General features: G+C 40.4%; 21 protein-coding genes. 8 read left to right on the top strand and 13 right to left on the bottom strand.

The genetic code is table 11. The features are described 5' to 3' along the window. Window position 1 precedes the first annotated feature (1 nt). Together ACEQ81_RS04160 and ACEQ81_RS04155 are read left to right on the top strand one after the other, a co-directional pair. Window positions 2-253, top strand: a complete 252-nt coding sequence (locus ACEQ81_RS04160) for a hypothetical protein (RefSeq protein ID WP_411029587.1) — start codon at window positions 2-4, stop codon at window positions 251-253. Between the two features lie 92 nt (window positions 254-345). Then, window positions 346-540: a cold-shock protein gene (locus tag ACEQ81_RS04155; protein ID WP_411029586.1), complete on the top strand. Its 195-nt coding sequence runs from the start codon at window positions 346-348 to the stop codon at window positions 538-540. Window positions 541-596: 56 nt separating this feature from the next. Here the strand turns inward: ACEQ81_RS04155 and ACEQ81_RS04150 are convergent, their stop codons facing one another. Then, window positions 597-1046: a nucleoside deaminase gene (locus tag ACEQ81_RS04150; protein WP_411029585.1), complete on the bottom strand. Its 450-nt coding sequence runs from the start codon at window positions 1044-1046 to the stop codon at window positions 597-599. Between the two features lie 46 nt (window positions 1047-1092). Here ACEQ81_RS04150 and ACEQ81_RS04145 point away from each other — a divergent pair, with 46 nt between their 5' ends. Both ACEQ81_RS04145 and ACEQ81_RS04140 read left to right on the top strand, forming a co-directional pair. Then, window positions 1093-2886: a 1-deoxy-D-xylulose-5-phosphate synthase gene (locus tag ACEQ81_RS04145; RefSeq protein ID WP_411029584.1), complete on the top strand. Its 1794-nt coding sequence runs from the start codon at window positions 1093-1095 to the stop codon at window positions 2884-2886. A 10-nt stretch (window positions 2887-2896) separates the two neighbouring features. After that, window positions 2897-3991, top strand: a complete 1095-nt coding sequence (locus ACEQ81_RS04140; RefSeq protein ID WP_411029583.1) for a DUF3078 domain-containing protein — start codon at window positions 2897-2899, stop codon at window positions 3989-3991. A 68-nt stretch (window positions 3992-4059) separates the two neighbouring features. On the opposite strand, the gene ACEQ81_RS04135 is transcribed toward ACEQ81_RS04140, so the two are convergent. The 8 genes from ACEQ81_RS04135 to ACEQ81_RS04100 all read right to left on the bottom strand — a co-directional run bounded on the left by ACEQ81_RS04135 (window position 4060) and on the right by ACEQ81_RS04100 (window position 10765). Continuing rightward, window positions 4060-4938 (bottom strand): DUF5777 family beta-barrel protein, encoded by an 879-nt coding sequence (locus ACEQ81_RS04135; RefSeq protein WP_411029582.1) that lies wholly within the window; start codon window positions 4936-4938, stop codon window positions 4060-4062. Between the two features lie 50 nt (window positions 4939-4988). Further along, entirely contained in the window at window positions 4989-5531 is a 543-nt protein-coding gene (locus ACEQ81_RS04130) for a YceI family protein (protein WP_411029581.1), read from the bottom strand. 5 nt (window positions 5532-5536) lie between these two features. Continuing rightward, entirely contained in the window at window positions 5537-5959 is a 423-nt protein-coding gene (locus ACEQ81_RS04125) for an OB-fold protein (protein WP_411029580.1), read from the bottom strand. 11 nt (window positions 5960-5970) lie between these two features. Further along, on the bottom strand, window positions 5971-6327 hold the full coding sequence (locus ACEQ81_RS04120) for a c-type cytochrome (RefSeq protein WP_411029579.1): 357 nt from the start codon (window positions 6325-6327) through the stop codon (window positions 5971-5973). A 206-nt stretch (window positions 6328-6533) separates the two neighbouring features. Next, on the bottom strand, window positions 6534-7430 hold the full coding sequence (locus ACEQ81_RS04115) for a DUF5777 family beta-barrel protein (RefSeq protein WP_411029578.1): 897 nt from the start codon (window positions 7428-7430) through the stop codon (window positions 6534-6536). Next, window positions 7420-7968 carry a YceI family protein gene (locus ACEQ81_RS04110; protein ID WP_411029577.1) on the bottom strand — a complete coding sequence of 183 codons (549 nt, stop codon included), beginning with the start codon at window positions 7966-7968 and terminating at the stop codon, window positions 7420-7422. The genes ACEQ81_RS04115 and ACEQ81_RS04110 overlap by 11 nt, the downstream gene beginning before the upstream one ends. Further along, window positions 7968-8396, bottom strand: a complete 429-nt coding sequence (locus ACEQ81_RS04105) for an OB-fold protein (RefSeq protein ID WP_411029576.1) — start codon at window positions 8394-8396, stop codon at window positions 7968-7970. Before ACEQ81_RS04105 ends, ACEQ81_RS04110 begins: the two co-directional genes overlap by 1 nt. Before the next feature lie 302 nt (window positions 8397-8698). Next, window positions 8699-10765 carry a hypothetical protein gene (locus ACEQ81_RS04100; protein WP_411029575.1) on the bottom strand — a complete coding sequence of 689 codons (2067 nt, stop codon included), beginning with the start codon at window positions 10763-10765 and terminating at the stop codon, window positions 8699-8701. A gap of 280 nt (window positions 10766-11045) precedes the next feature. On the opposite strand from ACEQ81_RS04100, the gene ACEQ81_RS04095 reads away from it, so the two are divergent. After that, window positions 11046-12164 carry a LytR/AlgR family response regulator transcription factor gene (locus ACEQ81_RS04095; RefSeq protein WP_411029574.1) on the top strand — a complete coding sequence of 373 codons (1119 nt, stop codon included), beginning with the start codon at window positions 11046-11048 and terminating at the stop codon, window positions 12162-12164. Window positions 12165-12179: 15 nt separating this feature from the next. Here ACEQ81_RS04095 and ACEQ81_RS04090 read toward each other — a convergent pair whose 3' ends face one another. Further along, a complete protein-coding gene (locus ACEQ81_RS04090) occupies window positions 12180-13523 on the bottom strand; it encodes a deoxyguanosinetriphosphate triphosphohydrolase (protein WP_411029573.1) in 1344 nt (447 codons plus the stop codon). Window positions 13524-13696: 173 nt separating this feature from the next. Between ACEQ81_RS04090 and ACEQ81_RS04085 the strand changes: the two genes are divergently transcribed. The 3 genes from ACEQ81_RS04085 (at window position 13697) to ACEQ81_RS04075 (ending at window position 17739) form a co-directional block, all read left to right on the top strand. Further along, entirely contained in the window at window positions 13697-15946 is a 2250-nt protein-coding gene (locus ACEQ81_RS04085) for an inorganic phosphate transporter (protein ID WP_411029572.1), read from the top strand. A gap of 13 nt (window positions 15947-15959) precedes the next feature. Further along, window positions 15960-16679, top strand: coding sequence for a DUF6503 family protein (locus ACEQ81_RS04080; RefSeq protein WP_411029571.1), 720 nt, complete (start codon window positions 15960-15962; stop codon window positions 16677-16679). A gap of 94 nt (window positions 16680-16773) precedes the next feature. Further along, a complete protein-coding gene (locus tag ACEQ81_RS04075; RefSeq protein ID WP_411029570.1) occupies window positions 16774-17739 on the top strand; it encodes a CAP domain-containing protein in 966 nt (321 codons plus the stop codon). Window positions 17740-17765: 26 nt separating this feature from the next. Here ACEQ81_RS04075 and nadD read toward each other — a convergent pair whose 3' ends face one another. From nadD to ACEQ81_RS04060, 3 genes are read right to left on the bottom strand one after another with little or no spacing between them, the layout of a single operon-like run. Then, on the bottom strand, window positions 17766-18353 hold the full coding sequence (nadD, locus tag ACEQ81_RS04070) for a nicotinate (nicotinamide) nucleotide adenylyltransferase (protein ID WP_411029569.1): 588 nt from the start codon (window positions 18351-18353) through the stop codon (window positions 17766-17768). A gap of 43 nt (window positions 18354-18396) precedes the next feature. Next, entirely contained in the window at window positions 18397-18984 is a 588-nt protein-coding gene (gene gmk / locus ACEQ81_RS04065; protein WP_411029568.1) for a guanylate kinase, read from the bottom strand. Further along, window positions 18984-19841, bottom strand: a complete 858-nt coding sequence (locus ACEQ81_RS04060; RefSeq protein ID WP_411029567.1) for a YicC/YloC family endoribonuclease — start codon at window positions 19839-19841, stop codon at window positions 18984-18986. The genes gmk and ACEQ81_RS04060 overlap by 1 nt, the downstream gene beginning before the upstream one ends. Window positions 19842-19903: the final 62 nt, after the last annotated feature.

Below are 19903 nucleotides of genomic sequence, written 5' to 3'. Positions count from 1 at the left end.
AATGAAACATATTATTGTGGTTATTACCCTGTCCTCTATCGCCGCCATTATTTACGGTTTTAGTATTAAGGAGGAAGAGAATGCCTTGGCCAACAAATTTATAGGTTCTGGTACGGTTGGTCTTTTTTTAATTGCCATGCCCCTTTTTTTATTCAAAGAAAGTAAGGGCAAAAAGGTTAAAGATTACATGCTAACGGATGAAAATATTAAAAAAATGCAAGGAAAAGATATTGAAAAGCCTGAAAATCAATAATTTTCACAAGATTTAAACTTGGCGTTAAGAAGGTCTGCCCGAAAAATTATAACTTAGTACTTCAAACATTTATTATTTTAATTTCTTTTAGAATGACTGGAACAGTAAAATTTTTTAATGGATCTAAAGGATTTGGGTTCATTACCAACGACGACACAGGAAAAGACATCTTCGTTCATGCTACAGCTTTGAACGGGACAGAAATCAACGAAGGCGACAAAGTAGAATACGTGGAAGAAGAAGGAAGAAAAGGAATGGTTGCTGCACAAGTGCAAGTAATAGGATAAGTATATTTATTTTGCTTAAAACTAACTCACCCCGTTTAGCGGGGTGTTTTTTTTCCTTAATTTAAACTCCTTTTCCTGATAAAGAATTTTTTAAGCAAATCTGCTGTTTCTTGCTCTAGCACTCCCCCAACCATTTCTGTTTTTGGGTGCAATTGAGTCCCTAATACACCACATCCTCTTTGCGGGTCCTTTGCCCCATAAACTATTTTGGCGATCTGACTCCAATATAAGGCACCGGCGCACATCTGGCACGGCTCTAGGGTAACGTACAGAATACAATTATGCAAATATTTTCCGCCAAGGTAATTGGCCGCGGACGTAATAGCCTGCATTTCAGCATGTGCCGTAACATCTTTCAACTGTTCTGTTAAATTATGCGCACGAGCAATAATCCTATCTTGTACCACTACCACGGCTCCAATTGGAACTTCGCCCTTATCATAGGCCATCTCGGCTTCTTGCAAAGCTTTCTTCATAAAATAGGTGTCGTCCAATTTTAAATCCATAAAACCAAAAATACAATTTTAGGAGCAGTCTGGAGGCCATCAAAAAATGAATTTAGTGTACATTTGTTCCTCACTAATGGGATACTTAGATAATATAAACGGTCCGGAAGATCTTAGGCTGCTGAAACCAGACAAACTGTCCGTGCTCGCCGAGGAATTGAGGAAGCTTATCATTGAAACAGTCGCCACCAAAGAAGGTCATCTAGGAGCAAGTTTGGGCGTTGTAGAACTTACCATTGCCCTGCATTACATCTTTCTTACCCCGCACGATAAATTAATATGGGATGTGGGCCATCAGGCCTATGGACACAAGATACTTACTGGAAGAAAGACACTTTTTAACACTAATAGACAAATGGGAGGCATCAGTGGTTTTCCAAAACGCAGCGAAAGTGTATATGATGACTTCGGTACCGGACATAGCTCAACTTCCATCTCCGCCATTCTAGGCATGGCAATTGCCGCTAACCTTGCCAACGATGACAAGAGGCAACATATTGCGGTCATTGGTGATGCTTCCATAGCAAGCGGAATGGCTTTTGAAGGATTAAACCACGCGGGGGTAACCAATGCAAATATTTTGGTTGTATTGAACGACAATGCCATAGGAATAGACCCTAGTGTTGGTGCTTTAAAAAAATATCTAACCAATGTAAAAAAAGGAACGGCCAAGGACGAGAACATTTTTGAATGTTTAAACTTTGACTATACAGGCCCCATAGATGGGCATGATCTAGAATTATTGTTAAAGGAACTTTCCCGTTTAAAGACACTAAAGGGACCCAAACTTTTACATATTATTACCACCAAGGGAAAAGGGCTCCAAAAAGCGGAGGAGAACCAAGTTGTTTATCACTCGCCCGGGAAATTTAACATGCAGACAGGAGACCTTCTTCCAAAATCACAAAAGGTGCAACCGCCCAAATTTCAAGACGTCTTTGGACACACCCTTGTGGAACTAGCCAAGCAGAACAAGGATATTGTAGGCATTACCCCTGCAATGCCAACAGGTAGTTCTTTAAAATATATGATGGAAGAAATTCCGGATAGGGCTTTTGATGTGGGCATCGCAGAGCAACATGCGGTTACTTTGGCTGCGGGCATGGTTGCCGAAGGACTCGTTGTTTTTTGCAATATTTATTCTACCTTCCTGCAACGCGCTTACGATCAGGTAATCCACGACGTTGCCCTCCAAAACCTACCTGTGATATTTTGTTTGGACCGCGCTGGTTTGGTAGGTCAGGATGGCGCTACACATCATGGTATTTACGATTTGGCCTATTTAAGATGTATTCCTAATCTGATCATTTTTTCTCCCTTAAACGAGGAGGAACTTAGAAACATTATGTACACCGCGCAGCAGGGGTTAAAGCAACCACTTGTTATACGTTACCCCAGAGGAAGAGGTGTACTCTTGGACTGGAGAAAACCTATGGAAAGTATTAAAATAGGGAAGGCACAGGAGTTAAAAAAGGGCGATAAAATTGCAGTATTGTCCGTTGGCCCCATAGGAAATACAATAACGGAGATTATAGATCAGCTCAATGATCCGGATAGTATTGGCCATTACAATATGCGCTTCATAAAACCCTTGGATGGCAAGCTGCTCCAAGATGTCCTTACAAACTATGAACATATAATTACGCTGGAAGACGGCTGTAAAATTGGTGGGTTTGGCAGTTCTATCCTAGAATTTGCCAATGATAAAGGGTTTAAAAACACCATCAAGGTTTTTGGCATTGATGATATTTTTATAGAACACGGAACCATTGACGAACTACACCAGCAAGCGGCAATAGATTTAATATCCTTAAAAAAATATATCACCGATTTATTATAGTAAAACAACAATGATTAAAAAAACAAGTTTACTCCTCCTCTCCCTGCTATTTTTAAATGCCGTATCCGCACAAGATTCCATTCCGCCTGTTCCAAGGGATACCACTGTTATAGATACCATTGTAATCCGTGAAACACAAACAAAACTGAAGAATATACCCCGAGGGGCATACCTCACCAATACCTATGTTTCCTTCAAGGCCACCAAACCTTTGACCAAAAAATTTAAGCGCTTTAAAGTACCCTCTTTTTGGGAAAAAGAAAACAAGCTGGCATTGAACCTTAGCGAAGTTGCATTTGTAAACTGGAACGCCGGTGGAAACAATTCCATTTCCGGGCAAGGTAGCGCTCAATTTGCTAGAAATTATAAGTTTAGGTATATCCAATGGGACAATAATTTGGATCTCCGATATGGCCTAAACGCCCAGGATGGGCGCAAGCTTCAGAAAACTGATGACGTTATACGATTCAGCTCTACTTTTGGCTATCGCCGAGATACCATAAGCAACTGGTATTACTCTGTTAAGACCAGTTTTAATACGCAGTTCGATCAGGGTTTTAAAGGGGTAGACAGAACCGTGCTAATCTCTAGGTTTATGGCTCCGGGATATCTTTTTATAGGGGCAGGAACGTCTTTTATCAAGGAAAAACAAAAGTTTAACCTGTATCTTTCCCCCTTAACACAAAAGGCCACTTTTGTACTAGATCAAGAATTGGCAAACCAAGGGGCCTTTGGGGTTAAACGTGCGATACTGGATGCTGATGGCAATATTATAAAAGAGGGGGAGCGCTTGTTCATGGAATTCGGTTTTTTATTGACCAATACCTGGGAGCCTCAACTTTACAAGAATATGGCATTGAAACATAGACTCAATCTTTATACCGATTATCTAAGGAGTTTTGGAAATGTGGACTTGGACTGGGAATTGCTTCTTAATTTAACGGTAAACGAATATGTAAATGCAACCATAGGCACCCATGTAATCTTCGATGAGGACATAAAATTTGATGAAGAGAAAGCTGCAGACGGCACCATCACTCAACCGGGTAGGTCTAGGATTCAATTTAAACAGATATTGGGGGTAGGACTGGCATATAGTTTCTAAAAAAAGCCCCTCGATAATCGAAGGGCCCTCTTCTTCACTGCAATTTTTACTTTTATTACAATGTATCCTTATTGTGTTTTTTTTATCTGAAATGCCCTGGAAATATTGAATCCAAAATGGATATCACCCTTAAAAAACCCACCTGTAGTTTCTGCTATAAATCCTTTTTCTATCATGGAAACCGAGTTGGTGAAAATTAGTTGAAAAATATGCCCTCCCGTTTCAATATCTATCCCAAAAGCAACGGAATTTTTAACATCCAAAGATTCAAAAGGGTTTAGGTTATAGTAATATTCCCCGTTAAGGGATATACGCTTACTTATTTTTACCCTGGCCCCAAAACCCAAGGCTACCATATCATGTGGATCTGCTTCGATGGCAGTTGTATTGAAATGGACCAATGTTGGTGCAAACTGTAGCGAAACGTTTGGGTTAAATTTTCTGGCAATTAAAACCTGGCCGGTATAGGTTAACCGCTCACTAAAGGAGGGTTTTTCGTCCGGTTCATAGTCCTTGATGGTCTTTTGGGTTGCACTACCGAACAAGGTAACACTAAACGGAAAGGGTTGCTTTCCTATTTTTTGTTGAAGTAATCTATATTTAAGATAACCATCGAAAGTTTTTTCAAAAGAACTTCTTCCCAAAGCCACGGTAAGTTTATCCGTAAATCCATATTCGAAACCAAAACGAATAGTAGAATCGTCTAGACCAAACAACTGATCAAAACCCGAATTTACTCTGCCAAAACGATGGGATATAAGAAATTCTAAGACCCCTGTTTTTCTTGTTTCCACGGAATGCCCGTTAAGCAATCTTGTGCCATTGAAGGTACCCGAAACCAGAAAAGTGGTATCTGTTGATGTTTCTTCCAACAAAGCTTCTAACTCTTGGGACATTGCGCTAAGTGGCATCAACATTAAAAAATAAATAAGAAAAATAGGTTTCATCTGATTGGATTTATCGGTTTTTGTTTCATTTTCATAGATGGGCCACCAGCTTATTTGTATGGTGTGTGGTGTAGCTCAAAACTCACCTTTATAGTCTTGGATATATTGTTTTTGACCAATGCCGGAATTTTAATATCGTAATCTGCTACCTTAACGTCGAACTCTCCTGTGAGTATCAGTTTATTGGCCTCTACAGTTATAGTTGCATCCGTAGCAATATTGTTTTCCTTGCCATGCAGACTCAGCGTTCCCACTATTCTAATATCACTGGATAAATTGGCAAGCGTATCGAAATTTTCTATGCTCCCCGAAAACTTAGCTTTTGGATAGATATCGGATTCCACATAATTATCATTGAAATGTTCTCGCATCAATGCTTTTTCAAACATAAAAGACCTCATTAAAAGTTGTATGGCGATCTTTCCTGTCTTGCTATCGACAACACTTAAAACCTGATTGTTATCTGCCTTTATATCCTCCACTATGGAGTGCGAAAAAAAAGAGACGTAACCCTCCTTGGTGAGGTATTTATCCTGGGCATTCGTAACGCCCATGATTAACAAACTAAAAAAAGCTACATAAATATGTTTCATATTCTTTAATTGATCAATACGCATTTTATCAGCATAACATCTAATAAATACCCGGTACAAATACCCTTAACAGCTACCATTTGTCCTTTTTCCAGACCGGCCGTTTTTTTGTTTTCTGTGGGTTCCATATGGCAAATAACCTTAGAATCCAATCCTTCACCATTTAATGTCACCACATGAAAACCCTTATGAAAGGCAACCTCCGCTACCAATCCTTTCACCTGAATTATCTTCTCCAAATACTTTTTGTTAGTGCTTATCTCATCTTCCTGATATTCCCAAATGAGGTTTTTTGCAGATAGCGCGTAAGCAGTATCTGCATTTTGAACATCAATAGCGGGTTTGTTGTAATAATAGAGTGCAATTGCTGATCCTAGCGTTAGCGCTATCAAAAATGTGAGAAGCAATCTGCGGGTACTTATTTTCATCCCTTTCATTATTAATTGTTAGGAGCCCCGTTATCTACCCAACATCCTATGGCGTTTATCTGGTCCTGGGTTAAAGTGCTTCCTATTGGCATTGTTCTTGCCTGGGTTACTTGTTTTACCGTACCCGCAATGTTTTCTACGGCATTATAGGTAGTGAGGTCCGGTGCAAAAGGTTCGCTGCCATCCCCATTATGGCAAGGCATACAGTTGTCATTTATCAAAGGGCGTATAGTGGTTTCATAGGAAACTTCGGGTTGGCACCCAGTGGGTACAATTACCTCTTCATTTTCAACATTATATTCACAAGACGCCAACAAGATAATGGTCCATAGGCCAAGGCTAATGGGCAGTTTGTTCTTTCTGGTCATGGCCGGCTTATTAAAAGGTTTCATGAGGTAAAGTAACCCCTATGGACAGCCAGAATCAAATAAACTAGGGCGAACAGGAATAAATGAGACGTGAAGGGGAAATTTTTACTTTAAAGCTTTGCGTTAAAAGAAGTTATGTACGCCAATTACTTACCCCAAAAATACTAGTTACTACGGGTCGATAAACCTACGAAGTCGTTAGAATATCATTTTTTCTTCTTGTTGAAATGTAACACGTAGGTGAAATTAAATCCAAAATGAAAATTACCATCTTCAGTGTTGAAGTTGTTGAAAGTTTGCGTAAGGAACGCACTTTCTGCCATGCTTCTGGCATTGGTCATATGAAATTGCAGAATTACATCACTTATTTCCCAATTTACACCTATAGCAAACGCGTCGTAGGTATCTGCCGATTCAATGGGGTTGGTTACATAGTGATACTCCGAAACTACCGAAACATGGTTCCCCAATTTGTATCTACCACCAAGGCCCAAAACAAAATGGTTCTGCGTGTCTTCGGGAAATAACAACCCGCCCCGATGTACAAATGAGGGTGTAAATTGCAATGAAAAATTAGGGTTGAACTTACGGGCGATCATTACCTGACTCGTAAAGGACAGTCTATTTTTAAAATTATCCCCAGTGGTGATGCTGGGATAAGAATCGCTTCGATAGCTGCCATTCTGAAAAACGGTAATACTTATTGGAGATCCCTTTTTGTCCATACGTTGTCTTACCAGCCTGTATTTTAAAAATCCGTCGAAAATACCATCCCAAGTGGTGCCGCCCATTCCAAAGGTAAGTCGGTCAGAAATACCATATTCCAGGGCAAACCGAACGCTAAGCCGATCTGCCAAAAAACTTTGGGTTCGGCCCGTTGGTATGTTCCAAAACCTATTCATTAAGTGCCATTCCAATACACCTTTTTTTCGGGTTTCCACAGACTGTCCAATGGCAATCCTTGTGGCCTTAAAGGATGCCAGGGTGTAAAGAGGATCGTCCGTATGTTCCTGTTCCAGGGTCTCCAGAAGATTTTGGGCATTCAACATCCCTAATCCGCTTAATAGTAATAGCAACACCAAAAATAACCTATTATCTTTCATATGGCTGATATTCAAATCTAAATGTAACCGAAATTGTCTTTGCAATGTTTCTCACCAAAATAGGAGGAACTTTAATATCATAATCCTTGATCTCTACTTCAAAATCACCGGAAAATATATATCCTTCCGCGGTGTTTTCTATTTTGGTCTTAATTTCCGTTTCCTTGTTTACTCCGTGTATTGTAAGCGTTCCTTTTACAATTTTGGTCTGTATGTCTGTGTTTGAAGGATCAAAGTCCTGAATACTTCCTTCGAAGGTAGCTTTGGGGAAAATGTCGGATTCAATATAACTTTCATTAAAATGTTCTTCCATTAAAGATTTCTGAAAAACGAAGGCTCTCATTAACATACTTATGGCGATTTCCTTCTTTGAAATATCAATGATACTCAGTATTTGATTATTGGAGGCCTGTATGTTCTCTACCGAGGTATACGAAAAAAAAGAGGCCTGACCCTGCCGTGTTATGAACTGATCGGGCTGCTGTGCAAATCCGGTCCAAAAGATAAATATGAGTATAGGGGTAATTATTTTATCCATTAATTTTTATTGAGCAACACACAATTTAACAATATAGCATCTATTAGAAACCCTTTGCAAATACCTTTTAGCAAAACTTCCTGTCCTGGTCTTATGCTTCTTACCTTTTCTAGCTGGTTTGCCTGCATATCGCACATAAGACAAAATTCTCCTCCGCCTTGCAAAAATATTGTATACCGATCGTTCAAAAAGGTAATCTCTCTTACTACACCTGCCACTTCTATGGTTTTCTCCACAAATTTGGAATTGGCAGAGTTTTCGTCTGCCAGAAAAGACGTTACCAAATTTTCGGAGCTTATCTTCACTTCTGTCGGTGCCTTTGCGGTATCCATACGGTCCACATGGTAAAAGGCATAATAGGTAATTGCAGAAAAAAACAGTACTCCTGCAAAAAGAAAAAAGACTTTTCCCTTATTTTCAACTATCATTTTTTACCCTTTTTTGTATTTCAACATTTTTATGGGACCTCTAATAGATATCGGATTTGTTAAAAACCGATGGCCAAAGTTAAGCTTCACTGGCATGCAAGCTATCAAACCTACTAAAGATAGTACTTTTATTGCCTTTTTTTTCCGTATAGCTTTAGGAACATTGAAACCCATAGAGCTAAGATCACATCACATTGCGATTTATCAATATGGGTTTCATTACAATCAACTAAACACTCAAACTTCTCCGTATAGCAATTTAATTCCCAGGCGGCCCAGCCGCCATTATAATTGAACTTTAGTTAATTTCCACTTCCCAGAGAGGGTGTTGCATCCTCATTCCAATCTGTTGGCGCCTCACCTTCTCCATCATAGGCAATACTGGAGCCCGAAGGAACGTTTGGCACAAAGCCACCTGCGGTCCAGATACCTGCGGATACTGCCACAGTTTCCCTAGCGTTTCCTGCCGCGCCCCACTGTACAAAATCTAGTATCGTAGTAGAATCCGCAAAATTAGTATTGGTATTGTATAGGCCAATGGCACCAGCTGTATCGGATGCACTTAAGCTAACCGCCGACACTACCAAAAACTCTCCTGGGGCCAAGTTTATAGTGCCGCTTACAACGTTGGTCATAGCCGCATCACCAATTCTAAAATAAGCTCCCGGGCCATAACATAACCAATAGCTGGCAAGGTCTACGGTAATATCGCCATTGTTGTATAATTCTATTTCGTCATTTACCAGGTATTCTACTTCGTTGATGACCACGGATTTCACAGGTGCAGTCACCTCATTGGCAGCCCCAAAGGTAGTAGTGGTAGTCTCTGCCCAATCGGAAGAGGCGTTTCCTTCTCCATCAAAGGCAATACTATTATTGGCTCCCAAAATCACTTCAACAAAATCTCCAGCGGTCCATATACCTGCGGTTACCGCAACATTTTCTCTAATACTTGCTGATGCTCCCCATTGTACAAAATCCATAATTGTACTGGCATCACCGAAACCACTGTTGTTAATATACAATCCTAATCCTCCCGTACCGTTGGTGTTGTTTATCTGACCGGCCGGGGTATTGATTTGATCGTAAGTAGCAACCAAAAAGGCTCCTGGGGCCAATACTAGATCCCCGTCTACCGGAAGATCACCCACTCTTCTATAGGTGCCTGGTGCCAAGCATAATTGGTAGTCACTTAAGTCTACTGAAATGTTTCCACTATTATATAGCTCTACTTTATCGCCTAAATATTCTACTTCATTAATTGTAATGGACATTTCTGGGGCAACTATGGTATTTTGGCTCCCAAAGGTAGGTTCGGCCGTTTCTGTCCAATCCGCAGCGGTATCTCCTTCGCCATCATAGGCAATACTGGTTTCCGCACTTCCAATTACATTAACAAACTCACCTGCGGTCCATATCCCTGCAGCTACCGCTACATTTTCTCTAACGCTGCCGGCAGCTCCCCATTGTACAAAATCTGAGAGGGTTGCAGGATCTGTAAAGTCGGTGTTACTTTCATATAGCCCAAGTCCTCCCGTCCCCGGGGTGTTGCTTATTTGACCGGCATCGGTATTTAGTTGATCATAGGTTATGGTTATGAAGGCCCCCGGTGCAAGAACAATATCTCCGGTTACCGGCAAGTCTCCCACCTTTCTGTAAGTTGCAGGCCCTAAACACAGAAAGTAATCTGTTAAATCAACGGCAATGGTACCATTGTTATAAAGTTCTACCTTATCATTTTGATAACCCACTTCATTGATAACAACAGATGCGACCGCATTTGGCGGAGTAACCGTGTTTTCTGCCCCAAAGGTGGGGGTAGTGGTTTCTGCCCAATCCGAAACTGCATTGCCGCTACCATCAAAGGCCAAGCTATTGGCCGCATCTCCTTCCACGGCTATAAATTGCCCAGCTGTCCAGATGTTTGCAGCTACGGCAACATTCTCCCTAGCTGTACCACCAGATCCCCATTGCACAAAATCCGCTATGGTAGATGCGTCGGCAAAATCGGAGTTGTCAATATATAGTCCTAACCCACCAGAGGCACCAGGCATAGCATAGCTAACCACCAAATAGGCACCAGGCGCCAAATTTAAATCTCCGGTTACCGTAAGACCACCAAGTCGTTCGTATGTGCCCGGTCCTAGGCATAAATAATAATTGCTAAGATCTACACTTTCGTTACCACTGTTAAACAGCTCTACCTCATCGCCTAAATAGGCCACCTCGTTTATCACCACATTTACGTTGCCAGAGGGTGGCGGTGGCGGTGGTCCCGGATCATCATCTGAAGGAGTGCCCGTATCATCATCCGAGGAGCATCCCGAAGCTATAAACATTATTGCCAATACTAATAAATACTTTTTCATTCGATCAATTTTTTAAGGTTAACTAATATTCAAAACAACATATTCCACTTCGGTATACATAAAAAAAGAATGTGAAAGGGAAAAATGAGCCTTAAGAGGGAATTATTGGTCTTCTGAAATTGGCAATTTTGTTAAAAGCGAAGTCCAATCTAAAAGAAGGAGGTAAAAATTGTTCGGGAATTAAGGGGAATATCCACAATGATCAAAATATTTAAAATCATAAAGTTTATCTTAGCAACTGCCGATTGTAATGCTCTATCACTTATGGTATCCGCAGGTCATGAGAAAAGATAAACTGTACTTTTTTACATTTTTAGCGATAGCGACCATTTTCATAATCATCGCTGGCGTAGCCATACAATATTTTATACAAGCTAGCGCCAACCAACTTTTGGATACCCAGATGGAGTCTAGCAAAAGGGAAGCGAAGGAGATGGCTAGCCTAATAAGCTTTGAATTGGCCAGCGGTCTGCCCAAGGATTCCATCGTTGCCAACCTTCAAAAGACCATTGAAAATACAAATATGGAAACCGGTTCCGTAAGTATGTTCGACTGGTCTGGTATCGAAATCTGCAATCCGGATATAAATCGGGTTGGAAGGCAGGTAAGCCCTAACGAGTCTTTTGTATCTAGGGTAAAAGACGATATAAGCTCCAAAGACTTTTATGACCTGCTTATGAGCAAACGGCAGGTAGGTGGCATTCGCGATTTTGGTAGCGGCGAGCGCGAATCGGAAATTATATACCTATATCCGGTAGATAATTCGGATTGGATCATTGCATCACACGCCAACATCACCAAAATATCAAATCAGATAGACAGCCTACGGAACAAGTTTTATGTGATTTTTACAATCATGGGTTTCTTTATCATTCTGTCCTCCGTTATTACCGTGCGTCTTATCGGTAGTGCTTACGAAAAGAGATTAGAGCTTAAAAATCAAAAGCTAGAGAATGAGGTAATTAATTTAGCCAAGCTAAATAGGGCATTGGCAGATTATCAACAAAAAGCCAACGAGGAAAAGCCGCAGGCCACTGCAAACCAAAAGACTTCCGAAAAAGGGAAAAAAAGAATCCTTACCTATCTACGCAACGAACTGCTGCCGGTACCCACGGAAGACATTGCCTACATCTTTACGGAACATACAGTTACCTATGTTATGAATTTTGACGGTACCCGATCCGTAGCAAACAACAGTTTGGAAGAGCTTTTCTCCAATTTGGACGGTAGTGATTTTTATAGGGCAAACCGGCAATTTATAATAGCCATATCGGCTATAGAGAAAATTATAAGGTACGGTAATAACCAATTGAAGATATTGGTAAACCCCAATTCGGAGGTAGATGTCATTATTAGCAAAAACCGCGCTTCCGAATTTAAGAAATGGCTAAACAAATAAAACAGGTGCTTTTAGCTAAATCTCTACGCCCCTTATTTTTTTATGAAGTAGTATTGCCGCACTGTCCGATAGGCTGGCAACATAACAACAGGTATTTAATAGAATATCATAAACCGAAATGTCCGTCTTTTTGTAAAAAGCGGGTAGCGTATGGAGTATAAGGTTGTCATAATTAGATGCTCTACCATCCTTCTTTTGCAATAAAGCTTCTGTATAGACCTCCAGAATATCGGATATTATCTTATAACCCGCTATTTCCTTTTCGATGACTTCTTGGGACTGATAAACTTTTTCTACGCTCAATTTGATAATATCTGAAATCTGAGCCTTGTATTTACTCTTATCTAGAAGGGCTGTTTCAAAACTACCATTTAATATAGCCTCCTCATTTTTAATGAATACAGCTATAGCATCATTGATCAGTGTATTTATGGCCAGGGCCCTAAGATAACTTAGCCGATCTTCCTTATAAATAAGTCCATTATACTTTTTTATATTGATACTGTCCTTAACAAGCTTTATAAGGTATTCCAGGGCAAAATCTTCGGAAACAAGGCCCAAATTGATGCCATCCTCAAAATCGATTAGGGTATAACATATGTCATCGGCCGCCTCTACAAGGTAGGTAAGTGGGTGACGCGCATAGCAGTGTTCTTTTCCTATGGTAGTATACGGCAATCCCAGTTCTTCGGCAACTTCTTTGAAAAAGCTCTTTTCGGATTGAAAAAACCCGAACTTTTTAGTTGCGATGTGTTTGTTAGGCTTTATGGGAAGTGATTCTTTTGGATATTTCATAAACGCACCCAATGTAGCGTAGCTAAGCCTAAGTCCACCTTGCACCCCTTCCTTGGATGCGGTAAGTAGTTTAAAACCATTGGCGTTGCCCTCAAAATCTATAATATCTTGATACTCTTTTTTTGATAAAACCGATTGGTATTTTTTACCCTTTCCAGTTTTAAAATACTCCCCAATGGCCTTTTCACCGCTATGTCCAAAAGGCGGGTTTCCAATATCATGAGCCAAGGCAGCGGCTGCAACGATGGCTCCCATATCATTAAAGTGATAGCCATGAACTTCCTTAAGGTGTGGATATTTCTGAAGTATCTTCTTTCCTGCAATACGTCCCAAACTTCTCCCCACTACCGAGACCTCTAAACTGTGTGTTAGCCTTGTATGAACAAAATCGGTCTTGGAAAGGGGTACCACTTGGGTCTTATCTTGCAAACTTCTAAAAGCTGCCGAAAAAATAATTCGGTCATAATCTACCTCAAAGCCCAAACGGGTCTCATCTTGTTCTTTTCGTATTCTTTTATGGGTGTCGCCTTGTCGCTTTAAGGAAAGAAGTTGTTCCCAGTTCATTTTTTGGCCAAATTTGTTGCTAAGATAAGTCAATTTATATGCTTTTAATACTCCAATTGTGTTTAGGGTGTATACATTTAAGCACTACGGTCAGGGTAAGACGGTTTTCATAACCTTATATTAACTTTGGTCACAAAATATAATGGCATTTTTGTTCTTATTTAAATTTTTGAATGGGCGAAAATATTTACGTTTTCATGATTGTCGCCTTGGCAATCCTCGCGATTACAGATCTAGTGGTTGGTGTAAGCAATGATGCGGTTAACTTCTTAAATTCCGCTATAGGTTCCAAAGCTATCTCTTTTAGAACTATAATGATTGTGGCCAGTTTTGGCATCGCGCTTGGCGCCATGTCCTCTAGCGGCATGATGGAAGTGGCCAGAAAGGGTATTTTTAACCCGACCGAATTTGTATTTGCCGAGATCATGATCATTTTTATGGCTGTAATGATTACGGATATTCTCTTGTTGGATTTTTTTAATACCCTAGGCATGCCCACCTCTACAACCGTGTCCATAGTTTTTGAACTCTTAGGGGCAGCTGTGGCAATTTCGTTGGTAAAAATTGCCAATACTGGTGGCGGTTTTATAGAATTGGGCACTTACATCAATACAGAAAAGGCATCGCAAATTATCTTTGGCATTCTGCTTTCAGTGGTAGTTGCCTTTACTATTGGAGCCGCAATTCAGTTTATTTCCAGAATTCTCATTTCCTTTAAATTTCAAGAAAAACCAAAATGGATCGGTGCAGCTTTTGGAGGTTTCGCAATTACTTCCATTATTTACTTCATTGTGGTAAAAGGCCTTAAAAGTGCAGCTATTTTAAGCGAGCCTGTCAATGAATATATTGCTCTAAATCCGGAACTTTTCCTTTTTGGAAATTTTGTGTTATGGACTTTGGTCTCCTACCTATGTACAACATTGTTTAAGTGGAACATTTATAAGATCATTATAATTTTGGGAACATTTGCATTGGCAATGGCCTTTGCCGGTAACGATTTGGTAAACTTTATTGGGGTTCCCATCGCCGCATTACAATCTTTTCAGGATTGGCAAAGCTCCGGGCTCATGGCTTCAGAATATGCCATGGACGGGTTAACCATTGCGGTACGCACGCCAACTCTATTGCTGTTGATCTCTGGAGGTATTATGGTAGTAACGCTTTGGTTTTCATCCAAGGCAAAAAATGTGGTGAAGACCAGTGTGGATCTCTCTAGACAAGATGAAGGGCAAGAACGGTTTCAGCCAAACTTTTTATCGCGTCAAATCGTGAAATTTAGTATTAAGGCTTCTGAAAATCTAGGCGGAATATTTCCTGTTGGAATACGAAAAAGAGTTGATGCCCAGTTTGAAAAACCATATGTGTACATCCCAAAAAGCAGGGCACAAGATATGCCTGCCTTTGATTTAATAAGGGCTTCTGTAAATCTTATGGTAGCCAGTGTTTTGATATCTATTGCCACATCCATGAAACTCCCATTGTCCACAACCTATGTAACTTTTATGGTAGCCATGGGTACTTCTCTTGCAGACAGGGCCTGGGGTCCGGAAAGTGCGGTTTACAGGGTAGCCGGGGTTTTAAATGTTATTGGCGGATGGTTTTTTACCGCTATAAGTGCTTTCACCGCAGCAGCCGTCATTGCATATGTCATTCACCTTGGAGGTGCAATTGCTATGGGTATTCTTTTAGTGGTAGCCTTTGCGCTGATAGGCAGAAATTACCTTTCCCATAACAAAAAGGTAAAGGAGAGTAAACGAGAGGAAAAACTACAAAAAGCGGAAAGTAAATCGATAAAAGAACTTATTGACGAAAGTTCCTCAAATATTTCCTTGGCCATCAAAAGGGCAAACAGTATATATGCAGCCAGTATTGATGGGTTGGCCAAACACGATCTAGACATCCTAAAAAAGAGTAAAAAAGGCATCATTAAACTTAATAATGAAGTAGAGGAGCTACGGGACAATATCTTTTATTTCATTAAAAACCTGGACGATTCCAGTGTTGACACAAGTAACTTCTATATCACTGCACTCAGTTATCTCCAAGACATGACGCAGTCCTTGGAATATATCTCCAAGGCGGGTCATAAACATGTAAACAACAACCATAAAAAATTACGTTTTAACCAATTAAAGGATCTTAAGGAAACAAATCAATATATTGATCAGTTCTTCGCTACCATAAATACTATTTTTGAGAACAAGACCTTTAACGAACTAACGCCGCTTATCATTAATAAGCAAGAATTATTTGATAAGGTTAGCGAAAAAATTGAAAAGCAGGTGGCCCGTACCCGTGCAGACGAGTCTAGTCCTAAAAACACGGCGCTATATTTTAGTTTGCTATTAGAGACCAAAGATCTACTCACAGCTACCATGAATTTGCTGGAAACCTACGACCAGCACGTAAATACCCGGTTCTAAAATAGCTTAAACCATGAAAACCACCACTTGTATCCTTCTTGGCATACTGTTTTCCTTAACCATTTCTGGACAGGAAATTTCGGGAAATGAACTCTTGGAAAAAGCTATATCCTATCATGATCCGCAAGGGGTTTGGGAGCATTTTAAAGGAACCCTTTCCGTTACCATGCAATCTCCCAACCAGCACGATAGACTGAGCGATATTACCCTAAACCTACCAAAACAATACTTTAAGTTAACGGAGCAAAAAGATGGAAACACCGTAATCAGAACTTTGGACAAAGGGATATGTACCTTATCGCTCAACAATAATACCTCCATTTCGGAAACAGGCAAGAAAACATTTGGATTAACCTGCGAACGGGCCAAAACCATGAGGGATTACTACACCTACCTATATGGCCTGCCAATGAAGTTACGCGATCCGGGAACCGTAATAGATCCCAAGGTTACTTCCAGAACATTTAAGGGAAAGGATTATTTGGTCTTAAAGGTAAATTATGAACAGGCCGTTGGAAAAGATACCTGGTATTTTTATTTTGACCCTATCTCCTTTGCTTTGGAGGTATATCAGTTTTATCATGAAGAATCCAAAAAAGATGGTGAGTACATTCTGCTGACCCAGGAAGAAAACTTTAATGGCATGAAAATCCCCAAGATTAGGGCTTGGTACTACAACAAGGACAACACCTACTTGGGTACCGATATACTTACCAAAGTTACGGCATTCTAGTATCCGAACTTTATAAAGCTTGCCGTTCATCGAAAAAGATATACCGATTTAAAATTTTATGCGTTAATGGGGTGTACCCCAAAAACGCTTAGGCATGAAATTGAACTTAAACTCACAGTTTCTTCTCTATCTATTATGTATCTCCATTGTTTCCTGTAGCACGGACAATATTGCGGAAGAGGTTTTGAACGACGAAGAACAAGGCGAAACAGATCCTATTCCAAATCCTGAAGAAAATAGCGCACGATTGGCAGCAAAAGCTTTATATGAAGATTATTACCAAGCTTCCATCACCACAACTGAAGTACCATGGACAGGCAATGAGGCATCTTGTGATGCTGGTAGTGTACCCAAAGGTACCATAGACAAAATTTTAATGCGTCTGGAATATTACCGAAAAGCGGTTGGGCTTAACAATGAGATTACAGAGGATGCCACTAAAAGTGCCAAAGCCCAACAGACGGCCCTTATGATGAATGCCAACAATGCCTTGGAACATTTTCCACCAAACAGTTGGAAATGTTATACGGCCGATGGTGATGAAGGTGCCGGAAAATCACTTTTAGCGTTAACCAGAAATGCGGAAGCCATTGATGCCTATATTCAGGACCAAGGTTCTGCCAATGGCCCCGTAGGACATAGAAGATGGCTTTTATGGCCAAGATTGCAGGAAATAGGTATTGGTAATACTGATAGATCCAATGCCATATGGGTCTTGGGAGATTCCGGGCCTGTGCCTGTGGACAACCCCGAGTTTATTGCGTGGCCACCCGAAGGTTATGTACCTGCAAATCTGGCTTTTCCCAGATGGTCTTTCTCCGTCGCTTCGGCTGATTTTAGCACTACTACGGTATCTATGAAAGATGCTGACGGAGCCTCAATACAACTTTCCTTGGAAACTTTGAGTAACGATTTTGGAGATCGCACTATCGTTTGGGTACCCGAAGGAATTTCAACAAACGCTGCTGATACCTCATATACCGTAACATTAAAGGATGTTGGCATAGGTGGCGAACTTACGACCTTTGAATACGAGGTGATTCTTTTTGACGCGGAATAAATATTGGACGGTATTTTTGGGAAATATTAATTTCGGTAAAAATTCATTTCGTCCATATATCTCCAAACAGCATCGGGGAGCATGGCCCTTATGTTTTTCCCGGCCTTATGTTGTTGGCGTATAAATGTTGATGATACTTCCACAATGGGTGCATCTACATGGTGTATTTTAGGGTGCCCTTTAAATTTGTGGTTAGAAAACCCATCAGTAATTCTTGGATATACATAAATATGATGATGTTCTAGAATTGTTTCGTAGTTTTTCCATTTATGCAACCCTTTCAAATTGTCCTCACCCATAATTAAGGAAAATTCGTAACCTTCAACATATTTTTCTAGTAAATGGACCAAGGTATTAATGGTATAATTGGGTTGCGGCAGATCAAACTCTATTTTGCTAGGCTTTAACTTGGGATAGGCAGCCGTGGCTTCGTACACCATTTGATGCCGATGGTGATCCTCTAACAAGGTTTTCTTCGTTTTAAAAGGGCTTTGTGGGGTTATCACCAACCAAACCTCATCTAAATCCGAAAACTCAACCATATGGTTGGCAATGATCAAATGCCCTATGTGTATAGGGTTGAAGGTGCCAAAATAAAGTCCTACTTTTTTCACAAATGTAGTTATATTGGGTTATGTTGTTTTGAGATGGGGAAGTCTATTGATCTTCACAATTAGCCCCAACAAAATCGGCCACCATTTGATGTGCTTCCTCCAGAGCGGTATCCAAATCGTAGTTTTTAATAACCTTATCGAACTGAGGAGCGGTAGCCATTTCCACCGAAGCTTTGGCTACCCTCATATTTATCTTATCCTCACTTTCGGTGCTTCTTTTTTTAAGACGAATCTTAAGTTCGTCAACGCTCGGAGGTTTAACAAAAACAGCCAAGGTCTTTTCCGGAAACTTCTTCTTTATACGAAGGCCTCCCACAACATCGATATCAAAAATTACATTTTTTCCTTCTGCCCATAACCGTTCTACTTCACTTTTAAGTGTTCCGTAGAAGTTATCCCTATAAACTTCTTCCCATTCTAAAAAGGCGTCCTCCTTTATATGCTTTTTAAATTCGGGAACCGAGATAAAATAATAGTGTTTTCCGTCTTCCTCTTCCTTTCTTTGAGGTCTTGAGGTGACGGATACGGAGAATGCCAAATTAAGCTCTGGTTGTTCCAAAAGATGCCTCACAATAGTGGTCTTACCGCTGCCCGAAGGTGCAGAAAAGATAATTAATTTACCTCCTTCCATTACAACACATTAAGCATTTGTTCCTTAACCTTCTCCAATTCGTCTTTCATTTGCACCACTAGTTGTTGCAGTGGAGCATAGTTTGCCTTTGACCCTATAGTGTTGATCTCCCTGCCTATTTCTTGGGTAATGAACCCCAATTTTTTTCCATTGGAGTCCTTGGAATTTAAGGTGGTCATAAAATAATCCAAATGGTTGTTCAATCGTACTTTTTCTTCGGTGATATCGTATTTTTCAAGATAGTAAATAAGCTCTTGTTCAAAACGATTGGAATCTAAATTGGCCTTTATATCTGCAACGGCCTTCTCTAGCCGTTCCCTAATTGTGGCCTGCCTTTCCAAATCCATGCTTTCTACTTGCTCCAAGAGATTTTGAAGGGTACCTACGCGGTCTGCAAAATCTTTTTCCAACATGCTGCCTTCCTCACTTCTAAATGTATTTATCTCCTTCAGGGCTGTTTGCAGTACTTCTTTAATAGTTTTGTACTCTGCCTCGTCTATATCTTCCCGGTCTGTTTTTAAGGCATCTGGGAACCTAACGGCCATTTCCAGTAAAGCCAACTGGTCCGCATCAACTATATTGTTTAATTGTTTCATATACTGGCGCACTACTCCCTCATTTACTTTGGAGGAGGTTTCATCACCGGTAATTTCTATATACAATCCAAAATCTATCTTACCCCGTACAAGGGAACTGGCTATTGTTTTACGCAACTCTAATTCCTTGTCTCTGTATGCTGCCGGAATCCGGGCATTTAAGTCCAAGCTTTTACTGTTTAAGGATTTGATCTCTATGGTAATCTTCTTTGTAGGAAGTTGTATTACATGCTTCCCGAACCCTGTCATGGATTGGATCATATATTCCGTTTAAGTTTTGGCAAAGGTAACCAAATTAAGGATTTGCACTAGTGCTTTACCGG

Source organism: Spongiimicrobium sp. 3-5, assembly GCF_046557915.1.
Lineage (GTDB): Bacteria > Bacteroidota > Bacteroidia > Flavobacteriales > Flavobacteriaceae > JBHEBG01.
Note: the sequence above shows the minus strand (reverse complement) of the source record. Positions and strands in the feature narration are given on the sequence as shown.

Bases quoted from the DNA above. Each gene is read 5' to 3' on its own strand.
- ACEQ81_RS04160 (WP_411029587.1), top strand. From the start codon at position 2: ATGAAACATATTATTGTGGTTATTACCCTGTCCTCTATCGCCGCCATT.
- ACEQ81_RS04155 (WP_411029586.1), top strand. From the start codon at position 346: ATGACTGGAACAGTAAAATTTTTTAATGGATCTAAAGGATTTGGGTTC.
- ACEQ81_RS04150 (WP_411029585.1), bottom strand. From the start codon at position 1,046: ATGGATTTAAAATTGGACGACACCTATTTTATGAAGAAAGCTTTGCAA.
- ACEQ81_RS04145 (WP_411029584.1), top strand. From the start codon at position 1,093: ATGAATTTAGTGTACATTTGTTCCTCACTAATGGGATACTTAGATAAT.
- ACEQ81_RS04140 (WP_411029583.1), top strand. From the start codon at position 2,897: ATGATTAAAAAAACAAGTTTACTCCTCCTCTCCCTGCTATTTTTAAAT.
- ACEQ81_RS04135 (WP_411029582.1), bottom strand. From the start codon at position 4,938: ATGAAACCTATTTTTCTTATTTATTTTTTAATGTTGATGCCACTTAGC.
- ACEQ81_RS04130 (WP_411029581.1), bottom strand. From the start codon at position 5,531: ATGAAACATATTTATGTAGCTTTTTTTAGTTTGTTAATCATGGGCGTT.
- ACEQ81_RS04125 (WP_411029580.1), bottom strand. From the start codon at position 5,959: ATGAAAATAAGTACCCGCAGATTGCTTCTCACATTTTTGATAGCGCTA.
- ACEQ81_RS04120 (WP_411029579.1), bottom strand. From the start codon at position 6,327: ATGACCAGAAAGAACAAACTGCCCATTAGCCTTGGCCTATGGACCATT.
- ACEQ81_RS04115 (WP_411029578.1), bottom strand. From the start codon at position 7,430: ATGAAAGATAATAGGTTATTTTTGGTGTTGCTATTACTATTAAGCGGA.
- ACEQ81_RS04110 (WP_411029577.1), bottom strand. From the start codon at position 7,968: ATGGATAAAATAATTACCCCTATACTCATATTTATCTTTTGGACCGGA.
- ACEQ81_RS04105 (WP_411029576.1), bottom strand. From the start codon at position 8,396: ATGATAGTTGAAAATAAGGGAAAAGTCTTTTTTCTTTTTGCAGGAGTA.
- ACEQ81_RS04100 (WP_411029575.1), bottom strand. From the start codon at position 10,765: ATGAAAAAGTATTTATTAGTATTGGCAATAATGTTTATAGCTTCGGGA.
- ACEQ81_RS04095 (WP_411029574.1), top strand. From the start codon at position 11,046: ATGAGAAAAGATAAACTGTACTTTTTTACATTTTTAGCGATAGCGACC.
- ACEQ81_RS04090 (WP_411029573.1), bottom strand. From the start codon at position 13,523: ATGAACTGGGAACAACTTCTTTCCTTAAAGCGACAAGGCGACACCCAT.
- ACEQ81_RS04085 (WP_411029572.1), top strand. From the start codon at position 13,697: ATGGGCGAAAATATTTACGTTTTCATGATTGTCGCCTTGGCAATCCTC.
- ACEQ81_RS04080 (WP_411029571.1), top strand. From the start codon at position 15,960: ATGAAAACCACCACTTGTATCCTTCTTGGCATACTGTTTTCCTTAACC.
- ACEQ81_RS04075 (WP_411029570.1), top strand. From the start codon at position 16,774: ATGAAATTGAACTTAAACTCACAGTTTCTTCTCTATCTATTATGTATC.
- gmk (WP_411029568.1), bottom strand. From the start codon at position 18,984: ATGGAAGGAGGTAAATTAATTATCTTTTCTGCACCTTCGGGCAGCGGT.
- ACEQ81_RS04060 (WP_411029567.1), bottom strand. From the start codon at position 19,841: ATGATCCAATCCATGACAGGGTTCGGGAAGCATGTAATACAACTTCCT.